The organism is Kribbella sp. NPDC051952, assembly GCF_040680855.1.
Classification (GTDB): domain Bacteria; phylum Actinomycetota; class Actinomycetes; order Propionibacteriales; family Kribbellaceae; genus Kribbella.
Map to the genome: position 1 here is coordinate 23523 of NZ_JBFAXQ010000008.1, position 13725 is coordinate 37247.

At 68.3% G+C, this 13725-nt stretch carries 12 protein-coding genes; 5 read left to right on the forward strand and 7 right to left on the reverse strand.

Going from position 1 to position 13725, the window contains the following annotated elements; translation table 11 throughout:
• Window positions 1-116: 116 nt before the first annotated feature.
• Window positions 117-833 carry a lipoyl(octanoyl) transferase LipB gene (gene lipB, locus AB0L70_RS16830; protein ID WP_363684820.1) on the forward strand — a complete coding sequence of 239 codons (717 nt, stop codon included), beginning with the start codon at window positions 117-119 and terminating at the stop codon, window positions 831-833.
• On the opposite strand, the gene AB0L70_RS16835 is transcribed toward lipB, so the two are convergent.
• Together AB0L70_RS16835 and AB0L70_RS16840 are read right to left on the reverse strand one after the other, a co-directional pair.
• The gene (locus AB0L70_RS16835; protein ID WP_363684822.1) at window positions 815-2212 is read right to left on the reverse strand and encodes a sulfatase-like hydrolase/transferase; all 1398 of its coding nucleotides are present in this window, start codon (window positions 2210-2212) and stop codon (window positions 815-817) included. The genes lipB and AB0L70_RS16835 overlap by 19 nt on opposite strands.
• A 6-nt stretch (window positions 2213-2218) precedes the next feature.
• Window positions 2219-3529 carry a sulfatase-like hydrolase/transferase gene (locus tag AB0L70_RS16840; RefSeq protein ID WP_363684824.1) on the reverse strand — a complete coding sequence of 437 codons (1311 nt, stop codon included), beginning with the start codon at window positions 3527-3529 and terminating at the stop codon, window positions 2219-2221.
• A gap of 88 nt (window positions 3530-3617) precedes the next feature.
• Between AB0L70_RS16840 and AB0L70_RS16845 the strand changes: the two genes are divergently transcribed.
• A complete protein-coding gene (locus tag AB0L70_RS16845; RefSeq protein ID WP_363684826.1) occupies window positions 3618-5147 on the forward strand; it encodes a hypothetical protein in 1530 nt (509 codons plus the stop codon).
• Window positions 5148-5218: 71 nt separating this feature from the next.
• Here AB0L70_RS16845 and AB0L70_RS16850 read toward each other — a convergent pair whose 3' ends face one another.
• The 5 genes from AB0L70_RS16850 to AB0L70_RS16870 all read right to left on the reverse strand — a co-directional run bounded on the left by AB0L70_RS16850 (window position 5219) and on the right by AB0L70_RS16870 (window position 10509).
• Entirely contained in the window at window positions 5219-6184 is a 966-nt protein-coding gene (locus AB0L70_RS16850) for a LysR family transcriptional regulator (protein ID WP_363684828.1), read from the reverse strand.
• 108 nt (window positions 6185-6292) lie between these two features.
• Complete coding sequence (locus AB0L70_RS16855) at window positions 6293-7465, reverse strand: ABC transporter permease (RefSeq protein WP_363684830.1); 1173 nt, start codon at window positions 7463-7465, stop codon at window positions 6293-6295.
• Entirely contained in the window at window positions 7462-8343 is an 882-nt protein-coding gene (locus tag AB0L70_RS16860; protein WP_363684832.1) for an ATP-binding cassette domain-containing protein, read from the reverse strand. The genes AB0L70_RS16855 and AB0L70_RS16860 overlap by 4 nt, the downstream gene beginning before the upstream one ends.
• A 128-nt stretch (window positions 8344-8471) precedes the next feature.
• Window positions 8472-9146, reverse strand: coding sequence for a response regulator transcription factor (locus AB0L70_RS16865; protein WP_363684834.1), 675 nt, complete (start codon window positions 9144-9146; stop codon window positions 8472-8474).
• Complete coding sequence (locus tag AB0L70_RS16870; protein ID WP_363684836.1) at window positions 9139-10509, reverse strand: sensor histidine kinase; 1371 nt, start codon at window positions 10507-10509, stop codon at window positions 9139-9141. Before AB0L70_RS16870 ends, AB0L70_RS16865 begins: the two co-directional genes overlap by 8 nt.
• A gap of 68 nt (window positions 10510-10577) precedes the next feature.
• On the opposite strand from AB0L70_RS16870, the gene lipA reads away from it, so the two are divergent.
• The 3 genes from lipA to AB0L70_RS16885 all read left to right on the forward strand — a co-directional run bounded on the left by lipA (window position 10578) and on the right by AB0L70_RS16885 (window position 13725).
• The gene (lipA, locus tag AB0L70_RS16875; RefSeq protein WP_363684838.1) at window positions 10578-11531 is read left to right on the forward strand and encodes a lipoyl synthase; all 954 of its coding nucleotides are present in this window, start codon (window positions 10578-10580) and stop codon (window positions 11529-11531) included.
• A 16-nt stretch (window positions 11532-11547) separates the two neighbouring features.
• Window positions 11548-12243 carry a DUF4191 domain-containing protein gene (locus AB0L70_RS16880; RefSeq protein WP_363684840.1) on the forward strand — a complete coding sequence of 232 codons (696 nt, stop codon included), beginning with the start codon at window positions 11548-11550 and terminating at the stop codon, window positions 12241-12243.
• Window positions 12244-12441: 198 nt separating this feature from the next.
• Window positions 12442-13725: a cyclopropane-fatty-acyl-phospholipid synthase family protein gene (locus AB0L70_RS16885; RefSeq protein WP_363684842.1), complete on the forward strand. Its 1284-nt coding sequence runs from the start codon at window positions 12442-12444 to the stop codon at window positions 13723-13725.

A 13725-nucleotide genomic window follows, 5' to 3' on the forward strand; every position in this document is an offset into this window, starting at 1 on the left:
CGAATCGCCGGAACGCCCGGCGAAGTTATCCACAGGCCCGCGGGATCCCGGCGTCCGAAGGGGTGCCTGTGGATGGCGGCGGACGACGAGTTCGGGCGGCGCCTACACTCGAAGGCGTGAGGGCTATCAAGTATGTGGAGGCCGGATTCGGCGCCGACGCGGTGGACTACGAGACCGCGTGGGCCGAGCAGCGACGTCTGCACGCGGAAGTTGCCGAGGGCACTGGTTCGGACACGGTCATCCTGCTCGAGCACCCACCGGTGTACACAGCAGGCAAGCGGACCGAGCCGCAGGAGCGGCCGCTGGACGGGACGCCGGTGGTGGACGTGGACCGCGGCGGCAAGATCACGTGGCACGGTCCGGGGCAACTGGTGGGCTACCCGATCGTGAAGCTGGCCTCACATGTGTATGTCGTGGACTACGTCCGGCGCCTGGAGGAGGCGCTGATCGCGGTCTGCGCCGACCTCGGGGTGAAGACCGGGCGGGTCAAGGGCCGTAGTGGGGTCTGGGTGGCGGCCGACGACCGCGGCCGGGAGCGGAAGATCGCGGCGATCGGGATCCGCGTCTCGCAGGGCGTGACGATGCACGGATTCGCGCTGAACTGCGACAACGACCTGACCTGGTTCGACCGCATCGTGCCGTGCGGAATCTCGGACGCCGACGTCACGACGCTGTCGAAGGAGCTCGGGCGGGACGTGCCGGTGACCGAGGTGCTCGCTTCCGTGCGCCGGGAGCTGGATCGGATGCTGGCGTGGGACGAGTACGAGCGCAGCCCGGACATCGACCACCACGAGGAACCGCCGACCCCGATCACCTACGGGCTGACTGTCTGAGGTCCCGGCTGCGCCAGCGGAGGTAGACCGACCTCGGTGCGCCAGGTGGCGTGCAGCTCGTGCAGGCGAGCGGCCACGTCTGGCTCGTCGGTGAGGCGGTTTTGCTCCTCGGACACGTCCTGCGCGAGGTTGGACAGGTGCCAGCCGTTGCCAATCGGCGCGTGCTCGTAGTCCTTGAGGTGTTGGGTATCGGCGTTGTCGTCGACCCAGCTGAGCTTCCACGGACCGGAGCGGACGGCCCATTGGAACTCGCAGTCCCAGTGCAGAGCGTCGTGCTGAACGTCGGCATCCCCGGAAAGCACCGGAAGGATGTCGAGACCGTCCACATCGGCGACATCCGCACCGGCGGCAGCCGCGAGGGTCGGGACGAGGTCGAGTGTGCTGACAAGAGCGCCCGTACGCCGCCCGGCCGGCAGCTGAGCCGGCCAGCGCCACAGCATCGGAACGCGGATGCCACCGTCCCAGACGGTGTACTTCGTGCCGCGCAAGGGTGTGTTGTCGCCGAAGTTGCAGGTCGATCCGCCGTTGTCGGTGACGTAGATGACGATGGTGTTGTCGTCGACGAGGTCGAGGAGGCGGCCGATCTCGGCGTCCATCAGCTCCAGCTGTGCGAGGTAGTACTCCCGCCCGTGCGGCAGGTTCGGCACGATCGCGTCGTCGTACCACTCGTTGAAGGAGTCGTTCACGTCCGGCGTCCAGTCCCGGAAAGCGGGCAGGCCGCGGGCGGCCAGCTCGTCCTCGGGCAGCTGCCAGCAGAAGTTGTGGACGGCGTTGAACGCGACCATGCAGAAGTACGGCCGCTCGTCCGCACCGTCGATGAACTCTGCCGCCCGTTGCCCGAGCCTCGCGGTCAGGAAGCCCTCGTGCTCGACCGGCTCATCCCCCGACAGTAACGGTTGCACCGCCATGTGATGCGCCGCCGGCTGCCCGTACGACGAGACCGCGTCCTCGGAGTGATGGAGATAGTTGAGCCGCCCGAACGACTGACCGGCCAGCCCGTACAGCGTCTCTTCGAACCCGTGATGCGGCGGACAGGCCCGATCCCCGACCGCCTCTCCCCCGTAATGCACCTTGCCGAAGTACCCGGTCCGATAGCCCTGATCGCGCAGGATCTCCGCCAACGTCGGTACGTCGTCCGGCGGGAACGCGGCCGAGTCGAACCACTGACCGCCCCACCGCTGCTGGTATCGACCAGAGATGATCGCGGCCCGGGACGGACTGCAGATCGGCGCAGTCACGTAGGCGTCGGTGCAGCTCACCCCCTCGGCTGCGAGCCGATCCAGCGCCGGCGTCTTCACCTCGGAGTGGATGCCGAGACCGCCACGATCGGCGTACCCATGGTCGTCGGAAACGATCAGCAGGATGTTCGGGGCAGTCAACGGGGGTCACCCTCTCGTCGAAGCCGCAGTACGCGCGGCCTGGTCGGATTTCGCGAGTACGTCGATCTGGTCGGGGTCCAGCAGCGATCTGAGCTCGGCGTCGAGCTTCGCAACCAGGGTCTCGTCAGTCGAGAGGTCGTCGAGCTCGAGCGGGTCGCTGTCGACGTTGAACACCTGCGGCCGCTGGCCGGCGCCGTAGTAGCAGTACTTCCACGGGCCGGACTTCAGCATGAATCCACCGTCGACCATCCCCTGCGCGTGGTACTCCGACAGCACTGGCCGATCAGCAGGGTCAAGCAGCGTCCGTCCAGGGAGAGCGGGATCTACCGGCAGTCCGGCGATGTCGCGCAGTGTCGGCAGTACGTCGACCAGACTGACGTGGTCGTCGTTTCGGCCGGGCTGGACGGACGGATGCCGCAAGAGCAGCGGGATGCGTACGGCGGGCTCGTAGAAGCACTGCTTCTGCCAGATGCCGTGCTGACCGGCCATTTCGCCGTGATCACTGGTGTAGATGACGACCGTGTCGCCGGGCACCGCGTCCAGTAGCCGACCGACCTGGTGGTCGAGGTGACTGATCAGCGCCCAGTAGCAAACCATCGCCTCCCGGAACTGCTCCTCGGTGACTGGCTCATCGTTGCGGAAACCGTGCCGTAGCAACGAAATCACCGGGTGCTCGTCAGCGACAGCCGGAGGCAGTTCCACGTCCGCTGGGTCGTAGAGCGCTCGATACTCGGGCGGTGCGACCAGGGGGAAGTGCGGGTGCATGTAGCCGACGTACAGCAGGAACGGATCAGGTCCTGGGTCACGCAGGAACTCCAGTGCGGCGTCGGTCGCGGCCACATCATGCTGGGTGTGGACGTGGTCGCCGGGGCCGTTCTCAGTCACGTGGGAGTTGGATGGCCGGCGCCAGTCCGTCGTACGACGGGGTGGGCGACCACTGTGGTCGATCCAGAAGTCCAGGTCGTCTGTGAGGCGGCGATCGAAGCCCAGTAAGCGGTCTGGTCCGTTGAAGTGGGTCCGGCCGGCGATCACCGACGTGTAACCGGCCTCGCGCAGATGGTGACCCCAGGTTCGAAAGCACGGGCCGGGGATGACGCCGTTGTCCCAGGCCCCGATCTGGTGCACATACTGTCCGGCCATCAATGAGAGCCGCGAAGGCACGCACATGGGGCTGTTTGTGTACGCGTGATCGAACGAAACGCCCTGTGCGGCCAGGCGATCCAAGTGCGGCGTCTGCACCTGTGGATGCCCGGCCCACCCCGCGGCCGCGGCAGTGTGTTCGTCTGACAGGACAACAAGGACGTTAGGACGGGTCACGGTCCTAGCTTAGGCAAGCGGTTGCCCTTCCGTTGGGTGCCCGAAGTGTCTGCGGGGTGTGACGAGGAAACGTCGCTACCTTGGGGGTGTGTCCAAATTTCTTGGGTTCTTGCTCGGAGTGGTCGTAGCGCTCGCCGGACCGGCCGTGTTCGGCGTACTCGCGGCCCCGGGTGGTATCGAGCTGAATGCGAAGGAGATGGCGCTTGCCTTCGGCATCGGCGCGCTGGTCTTCTGGGCCGTGGTGTCGTACTTCTCCGGCGCCGGTGCGCTGGGTGCGTTCATCGCGTTCGCCACGCTGATCTACTGCTGGCTCTGGATCCCGAACCGGACCACGAACTTCCTGAACGACGTCCCCGGCGTGACCACCGGGATGATCGACGGGACGAAGCAGTACACGCTGAACGGCGTCGTACCGATCCTTGCGGTGATCTCGCTGGTCTACGCGATCCAGCTGATCGTGCGCGGAGTACAGCGCCGGCGGCGGCAGCGGGCCGAGGAGGACCGCCTGCAGCGCGAGCAGGACGCCGCGCAGGCGCAGCAGGAGGCGGACGTCGCCGCGGTCTACCCGGTTGCCGGGAGCACCTATCCCGAGGCGCCGGCGTACGGCGGTGGGTACGGGAACAGCACGCGGTACGACGACCTCTTCGACGACGAGCCGGAGCCGGTGCGGCCGCGCAACCAGGCGGAGGAGCAGACGTCGCAGTATCCGACGACCACCTCTGAGCAGACCCGCGAGTTCGCCGAAGAGGATGCCGCAGGCAACGACGTCGGCGAGGAAACGGTCCTCGTCCCCACCAACGCGGACGAAACCGTCCAGGTCCCCACCAAGTCCCCGTTCGCGCCTGAGGCGGACTCCGACGAAGAGGTGACGCAGGCAGCCGCCCGGCCCGAGGTCGACGAGGACGCAACGCAGCTGGCTCCCCGGGTAGAGCCGGAGGCGCGGGCTGAGGCTGTGCCGGCTGCGGCGCACGAGGTAGCTGCCCCTGATGCACCGCGGGCGCCGGACGTTGAACAAGAAGAGGACACGCAGGTGGCCCAGGCTCCTGAGGGTCCCGCGAACGCTTCACCACCCGCCCCTTCACACCCCGCTTCACCGGCGGCCGCTTCACCTCCTGCGTCACCACCCGCCGCTTCACCGCCCGCCGCTTCATCCCCCGCTTCACCGGCCGCCGCATCAACCCCCGCCGCGTCACCCCAGGCTGCGTCACCCGCAGGTGGGTCAGCTCAGGCTGAGGCCGTGCCGGATGCGGCGCACGAGGTGGCTGCGCCGGAAGCGCCGCGGGCGCCGGAAGGTGAAGAAGAAGAGGACGCGCAGGTGGCCAAGGCTCCTGCAGGTCGCACGGAGGGATCGTCTCCTGACGGACGGGCCGAGGGATCGTCTCCTGACGGACGGGCCGAGGGATCGTCTCCTGCGGGTCGGGTGGAGGGATCGTCTCCTGACGGACGGGCGGAGGGATCGTCTCCTGACGGACGGGTGGAGATGCAGCGGGCTCCGGTAGTGGGGGCTAAGGAGCAGGTGGGGTCTCAGTATCGGGAGCGGATGGACAATCCGGAGGACACCGGGGAGTTTCATCTGACTGCGTTTGAGAATCCGGTGGTTCGCCCGGCGGGAGCTTAAGCCCTCCAGGAGCCACAGACTCGAGAGCCCCTCACGCGATCACGCGTGAGGGGCTCTTCTGCGACCGAGGGTCAGGCGACGTGCATTCGTTGGTGTTGGTCTCGGCGGGCGTGTTCGGTGATGGCTTCGTCGTACGCGACGGTGGCCATGGCCAGGACGTCGGGGGCCATCTGGGCCCGGGGTGAGTCGGTGCTCCAGGCGAGCATGAGCTTGCGATGGATCGGATCACCCACGAGCGTGCGCGTGGTCACGTCGGAGGAGAGCATCCGGTACGACGTCGGCGACACCAGCGCCACACCCTGACCGCTCGTCACGAACCCCATCAGCACCGACGTGTCGACCGAGTGGTGCTCGACCTTCGGCTGGAACCCAGCCTCCTCGCACGCCGCCCGGAACAGCACGTGGAACCCGCTGTCGTCCGGCGGCTCCCCGATCCACTCCTCGCCCGACAGCGCGGACAGCTCGATCTCACCGCGTGCCCGCGTCGACATCGCCGTCGGGTGGTCGGCCGACATCACGACGTACGCCGATTCCGACTCGACAACCGTGGTCACCTCGACCCCTCTGGGCAGCCGCAGCTCGAACCCGGGGAACTCCCGCAGCAACGCGAAGTCCAGCCGACCACTCTCCAACTGCTGCAAGAGCACGCTGGTGGACCACTCGACCTCGATGCTGACCTGCTCGATCTCACCGTGCCGGCGCAGCCGCGAAGCGATCCCCGACATCGGCGCGGTCGGGAACCCGCCAAGCCGAACGGCCGAAGACTCGACCGCAGTCATCGCGGACACAGTCGCGGACAGGTGATCGACGTCAACCAGGATCGCCCGAGCGCGATCAACGGCGTACCGGCCGAGCGGAGTGGGCGTCACGCCGGTGCGAGAGCGCTCGAACAGCTCTCCCCCGAACGCCGCCTCGATCCGCTTGAGCTGCGCGGTCAGGCTCGGCTGGCTCACCTTCAGCCAGCGGGCGGCCCTGCCGACGGAACCCGCTTCTGCCACTAGGACCACCACCCGCAGGTGGCGCAGCTCGACGTTCATGCGTTGAGACCGTAGTCCAGGTGTAGGCACAGCACACAGGTACCCAACATTGCGGTTTTGTCACAGCCGGGCCGACGCTGTAACGCCCGACCCGGCCGTGACGATGTGTCATGACGCCTTGAGAGCGAGTGCCTCTCGATAGCCGAGTCGACGCCCGGTCTGGAGCAGAGTCCGCTCGTACAACCGGGCTCCGACCCGCACGATCAGTACGGTCGCGGCGAGCAGGATCACGATCGCGACCAGCGGCTGCCAGATCGGGACGTCCTCGGTCAGCATCCGCCCCGGCATCGCCATCGACGACGCGATCGGTACGAACGACGCGACCGTCTTGGCCGACGAACCCGCGAAAACCGAGAAGAAGAACGGGACCATCAGGATCATCTGCCCCGGCAGCGTGGTCGACCCGAGGTCCTCCTGCCGGGTGGCCAGCGACCCGGCCACTGCCCACAGGCCGGCCAGCGCCACGAACCCGAGCACGAAGAACACCACGAACCACCCGGCGACCGGTGCGATGACCTCGAGGATGTCCGCCTGATCGGTGATCAGCAGCCCGATCAGCGAGGTCCCCGCGATCACCACGATCTGCGACAGCGCCAACGCGGTGTTGCCGAGCACCTTGCCCCACAGCAGCGCCCGGATCGGGACCGCGGCGGCGAGGATCTCGACGACCCGGCTCTCCTTCTCCTGGACGACGCTCTGCGCGATCATCATGCCGAACCCGAGCGCGGTCATGTAGAACACCAGCGCAAGCCCGATGTTCACGAAGTCCGACACGATGTCCGGCAGCGGTCCGGGCTTCAGCAATTGCAGCTCGACCTTGGTCCCGGCCCGCAGCTGATCGGGCGTCAGTCCGACCCGCCCGGCGTTCGCCTCCATCCCGACGTTGACCGTCGCCTCCCGCAGCGCGCTTTCGAGCCCGGAGTCGACCCGGTCCTTGCCGAGCACGACGTACCCGTCCTTGCCCGGCAGCAGCGCCGCCTTCACATCGCCGTTCGTGACGAGCTGCTCGGCGGCCGGCCGGTCCGCGGCCCGCGTCACCTCGTAGCCGTCGCCGCCCTTGGTCGTGGACGCCTGCTGCACCACCTTCGCGCCGGCGTCGTCGATCACCGCGACCTTGTCGGGACCACCACGCCCGGCGATCAGCGCCGGGATCAGCACCGCGGCGAGCACGATCACCAGCATGAACACGGTCGACCCGATGAAGGTCTTGTCCCGCAGCTTGGTGCTCACCTCGCGCTGGGCGATCAGCATCCAGGGCCGGTCGAGAGTACGGTCGTTCATCGGGTCGCCTCCCGGAAGACGTCGCTGAGTGCCACCCGCTCCGGCCCGAACTCGAGCACCGGTCCACGGCTGATCGCCTGCTGAAGAATCTGCTGCTCGACGGCGCTGTCCTCGACGTCGAAGAGCGCCGTACCGCCGGCCACGTCGCGCACCCGGATCCCGCGGACGTCGCGCAGCCAGCCCGCGTCGCCGTCCACCACCAAGCGGTACGTCGTGGTCGGCCCGGCCGCGAGCTCCGCAACGGAGCCTGCGGCAACCACTTTGCCGCGGGCGAGTACGACGAGGTCGTCGCACAACCGCTCGACCAGGTCCAACTGGTGGCTGGAGAACAGCACCGGCACCTCCTCCGTCACCTCTTCACGGAGCAGGTCCACCATCGCGTCGACGGCGAGCGGGTCGAGCCCGCTGAACGGCTCGTCCAATACGAGCGCGATCGGCTCGTGCACCAGCGCCGCCGCGATCTGCACGCGCTGCTGGTTCCCGAGCGAGAGCGTCTCGAGTATGTCGGTGGCCCGATCGGCCAGGCCGAGTCGCTCGAGCAGCTTGTCGGTCCGCTCCTCGGCCCGGTCCGGGGTGAGTCCGTGCAGCCGGCCGAAGAACACCAGCTGATCGCGGATCTTCATCTTCGGGTACAGCCCACGCTCCTCGGGCATGTAGCCGAAGTCGCGCCGTACCTCCCCGGTCAGCAGCTCGCCCTGCCAGCGCACCTCGCCGGCGTTCGCGGCCAGCACACCAAGGATGATCCGCATCGCGGTCGTCTTCCCGGCGCCGTTGGCCCCGACGAACCCAGTCATCCGCCCTGGTACGACGTCGAACGTCACGTCGTCCAGCGCAAGTTGCTCACCGAACCGCCGCGTGAGCCCAGCCACTGTCAACATCGGTCACAATCCCCATCAGCTCGGCCCCCACCGGACCTATGCCCGGCTTGTTCAAAGCTAGTCAGGACAAGACCACTTCCACGTCGCCCGCGAGGGTGATCACCCGCGTCATCCGCGGGGTGGACTGCCTAGCTGGTGGGGTCGTCGCCGGGGGTGACCAGGCCGCATTCGTAGGCGAAGACGACGGCCTGGACGCGGTCGCGGAGACCGAGTTTCAGCAGGACGCGGGAGACGTGGGTCTTGACGGTGGCTTCGCCCACGAAGAGCTGGGTGGCGATCTCGGTGTTGGTGAGGCCGCGGGCGATGAGGCCGAGGACCTCGCGTTCACGGTCGGTCAGCTCGGCGAGCAGGTCGGGGCGGTAGACGCGCTCGCGGGTGCCGGTGAACCGCTTGATCACCCGGCGGGTCACCTCCGGCGCGAGCAGCGCGTGGCCGTGATGGACGACCTGGATCGCGTCGACCAGGTCCTCAGGCGCGGTGTTCTTCAGCAGGAACCCACTGGCCCCGGCGCCGAGGGACTCGAACAGGTAGTCGTCCCGGTCGAAGGTGGTCAGGATCACCACCTTGCCCGCGTCGGCCGCGACGATCTGCTGGGTCGCGGTGATCCCGTCCATCCCGGGCATCTGGACATCCATCAGTACGACGTCAGGCCGCAGCGCCAGCGCGAGTTCGATCGCCTTCTCCCCGTCGGACGCCTCCCCGACCACCTCGATGTCCGGCTCGACCGAGAGGATCATCCGGAATCCGGCGCGGACCAGATCCTGGTCGTCCGCGAGGAGCACGCGCATCGGTTCGTCACTCATCCAGGGATCCTTCGGTCATCGGGCGGTTCTGCGGATTGAGCGGGATCCGGACCCGGACCCGGAATCCACCCACGGGCCGCGGCCCGATCTCACTCTCGCCGCCGAGCAGACCGACCCTCTCACGGATCCCGACGTGGCCGAGCCGGCTGCCCACCGGGGCGTGCTTCGGCCGGCCGTCGTCGATCACCTCGAGCTCGACCGCGTCCCCGAGATAACGCAGCGTGATGTGAGCGCTTCGAGCGGTCGAATGGCGGCGTACGTTGGTCAGGGCTTCCTGGGCGATCCGGTAGACCGAGACCGAGACGGTCTCGGGCAACTTCACCGGCGGGCCGATCTGGTGGAAGCCGACCTGCAGGCCCTCACCGTTCACCTCGGCGATCAGCGCGGGCAGCCGGTCGGCGCCTGCCTGCGGTGCCTTGGGGCCGGTGCCGGCAACGTCGAGCTCGGGATCCGCGGCCCGGAGCATGCCGAGCAGCTGGCGCATCTCGTTGACCGCGGTCCGGCTGGAGTTCTCGATCACGCTGAGCGCGTCCTTCGCCGCGGCCGGATCGGTGTCCATCACCCGGCGGGCTCCCCCGGCCTGGACGCCGATGCTGCTGATGTGGTGCGCGACCACGTCGTGCAGCTCCCGGGAGATCCGCAGCCGCTCGTCGATCACCGCGCGGCGGGAGTTCGCCTCCTGCTGGGCCGCGAGCTCGGCGGCCTGCTGCTCCAGTTCGTGCTGCTGGCGGGCGATCCCCCAGGCGGTCCGGCCCCAGAAGTAGGCGCCGAAGAAGTAGAGGACGTTCAGTGCGACCGTGAGGACGACGCTGGAGACGTACGGCGAGAACAACGCATGGTTCGGGCCCTCGATCGAGTTGTTCCGCAGCGCTTTGACGAAGTTGATCGTCAGCCAGCCGAACATCGCGATGAAGACGACTGCCACCGACGCCTTCATCAGCCGCCGGTCGACGGCCCAGGCGACGGCCGCATAGATCGCCATGAACATGGAGGCCTGGGTGGTGAGGTTGCCGGCGAAGGCGAACGTGACTCGCTCCCCGCTGACCACGAACAGCACCGCGACGGCCAGCAGCACCGGGATCGGGTACCGGCGGCGGAAGCAGAGCGGCAGGACCGTCGCCGCACTGAGGACGTAGGCCTCGACCCCGCCGATCCCGAGGTCCACCTTCGCCGAGGACGCGCCTCGGGCCAGCTCCGTCCCGATCACCGCCGCCAGGGCCATGCCGAGGCCCAGCAGGATGTCGGCACGCCGCTCCCGCACGGTCGGGCCGGGCCGCACCCAGCCGCAGACGGTCGTCCCGGTACCCGGTGGTGTCCCCGGTTCGGCGTCGGTGGGCGCCGTACCGAGCTCAAGCGTGGACATAGCTCATCAGCCTACGGGTGTGGATGGCTGCTGACCGTCGTTGGCTGGGGCCGCGTAGGCTTGGAGTCGTGACGATCGCCCCAGAAGGACGGAAACTACTCAGGCTCGAGGTGCGCAACGCGGAGACCCCGATCGAGCGCAAACCCGAGTGGATCAAGACCCGCGCCAAGATGGGCCCGGAGTACCAGGCGCTGCAGAAGCTCGTGAAGTCCGAGCAGCTGCACACGGTGTGCCAGGAAGCCGGCTGCCCGAACATCTTCGAGTGCTGGGAGGACCGCGAGGCCACCTTCCTCATCGGCGGTGACCAATGCACCCGGCGCTGCGACTTCTGCCAGATCGACACCGGCAAACCGGAAGCGCTGGACCGCGACGAGCCGCGCCGCGTGGCCGAGTCGGTCCGGACCATGGGCCTGCGCTACGCGACCGTGACCGGCGTCGCCCGCGACGACCTGGACGACGGCGGCGCCTGGCTGTACGCCGAGACCATCCGGCAGATCCACGAGCTCAACCCGGGCACCGGCGTCGAGATGCTCGCGCCCGACTTCAACGCCGTACCCGAGCAGCTGGCCGAGGTGTTCTCGTCCCGCCCGGAGGTGTTCGCGCACAACGTCGAGACGGTGCCGCGGATCTTCCGCCGGATCCGCCCCGGGTTCCGCTACGAGCGCTCGCTGGACGTCATCACCCAGGCCCGCGACTACGGCCTGGTGACCAAGTCGAACCTGATCCTCGGCATGGGCGAGACCCGCGAGGAGGTCAGCCAGGCGCTGACCGACCTGCACGCGGCGGGCTGCGAGATCATCACGATCACCCAGTACCTGCGCCCGTCGGTGCGGCACCACCCGGTCGAGCGGTGGGTCCGGCCGGAGGAGTTCGTCGAGCTGAACGACGAGGCCGAGGCAATCGGTTTCGCCGGAGTGATGTCGGGACCGCTCGTGCGTTCGTCGTACCGGGCCGGTCGGCTGTACCGTCAGGCTGTGGAGTCGCGGATGAACGCCGCCGCCCAGACAGTGACACAGGGATAAGAGGGATCCGGGAGTTATGGCCAAGAACGACGCGCCCGAAGAGAAGACCAGCCGGCTCAAGCAGATCGCGTCGGCGTACAAGCTGACCAAGAAGTCCGACCCGACGGTCGGACTCGTGCTCGCCGGGATCTTCCTCGGCATCGTCGCCGTGTTCGTGGTGGTCGGCCTGCTGGTCGGACCGCTGATGATCTGGATCCCGCTGGGTGTCGCACTCGGCTTCCTGGCCGCCACCATCGTGTTCGGCCGCAAGGTCGAGAAGGCGGCGTACAGCCAGATCGAGGGACAGGCCGGCGCGGCCGCGTCCGCGCTCCAGACGCTGCGCCGGGGCTGGAACGTGTCGCCCGCCGTCGCGGTCACCAAGAACGCCGACATCGTGCACCGGGTCGTCGGCCGGCCGGGCATCGTGCTGGTCGGCGAGGGACAGCCGAGCCGGGTGAAGAACCTGCTGGCCGCCGAAGGCAAGAAGCACAACCGGGTCGCCGGTGGTGCGCCGGTGATCCAGATCATCGCCGGTCAGGGCGAGGGCGAGATCGACATCCGCAAGCTCACCAAGCACGTGATGAAGCTGCCGCAGGCGCTGCAGCCGTCGGAGATCACCGACCTGCTGCAGCGGCTGAAGGCGCTGGACGCCGTCCGCCCGCAGGTGCCGATGCCGAAGGGCCCGGTCCCGACCAGCCTCAAGGGCGCCCGGCAAGCCATGAAGGGGCGCTGACAGGGCGTCATTCGGGCCTCACAGGGCGCCGGGGGGCGGACAAGTAGTTCTCTGTGGGTGAGATGTCGGTAACCCGGCAGCAACTCAGCAGTTGATCAGTCGTGACGTGGCACGAGAGTGCCTTCGTGTCGCGTCGTGGGGTGGCGGTCGGGCCTTAAGGTGCGATCAGGACGGATCGAGGACACGAGGTTGACGACCATGACGGATCTCTTACCGGCGGCTGTGCACCAGCCGGTGGCCGAGACCTGGCCGACCCTGGCCCGCCCGCGGTCGAATCCGATCCGCCGGGCCGGTGCACTGGCCGCGATCCGGATGATCGCCAAGGACCTGCCGGCCACGATCCACCTCGACAACAACCGCTCGTACGGTCTGGGCGGCCCCGCGATGCGGGTCCACCGCAGCGCGCACTTCCTCGATCGGCTCGGCCACGACGCCGGGTCCGGCTTCGGCGAGGCGTACCTCGCCGGTGACTGGGATCCCGAGCCGGGCACGGACCTGGCCGATCTGCTGGTCCCGTTCGCGGAGCGGTTCAGCAACGACGAGACCCGGCACCTGCTGCCGAAGTGGGCCCAGTCCCTGCGCTGGCTGGTGACGCGGTCCCAGCCGGGCGAGCAGGAGAACGACCGCGCCGGCGCCCGGGACAACGTCAGCCGCCACTACGACCTGAGCAACGCGATGTTCTCCGAGTTTCTCGACCCGAGCCTGACGTACTCGGCTGCGTACTTCGGTGGCGATCCGCTGGCCGACCTCGCAACAGCGTCGTACGACGAACTGAGCCAGGCGCAGCTGAACAAGCTGGACTCGATCCTCGACGCCGCGGGCGTCGTGTCGGGGTCGCGCGTACTGGACATCGGCTGTGGTTGGGCCAGCCTGGCGATCCGGGCCGCGCAGCGGGGTGCGTGGGTCACCGCGATCACCATCGCTTCGCAGCAGGCGTTGCTCGCGCAGCGCAGGATCGCGGACGCTGGGGTGGGCGACCGCGTGCAGGTGGCGTTGCGGGACTACCGCGACCAGATCGGCGAGTTCGACGCCGTGCTCAGCGTGGAGATGATCGAGGCGGTCGGCGAGAAGTACTGGCCGGTCTACTTCGATGCGATCGAGCGGCGGCTCGCCCCGGGCGGGGTCGGCGTCGTGCAGGCGATCGTGATGCCGCACGAGCGGATGCTCGCGACCCGGAACACGTTCACCTGGGTGCAGAAGTACATCTTCCCCGGCGGCCTGATCCCGTCGATCAAGGTGATCGACGACGTCACCAGGCAGCACACGGGTCTGCGCTCGGAGGTCGTCCGCCATCTCGGCGACGACTACGCCCGGACGCTGCGAGTCTGGCGGAATCGCTTCATCGACCGCTGGCCGGCCATCGCCGACCTCGGTTTCGACGGCACCTTCCGCCGGATGTGGGAGTTCTACCTGGCCTACTCCGAGGCCGGCTTCCGCACCGGCTACCTCGATGACGTCCAGCTCCGGCTGACCCGGCGGTAG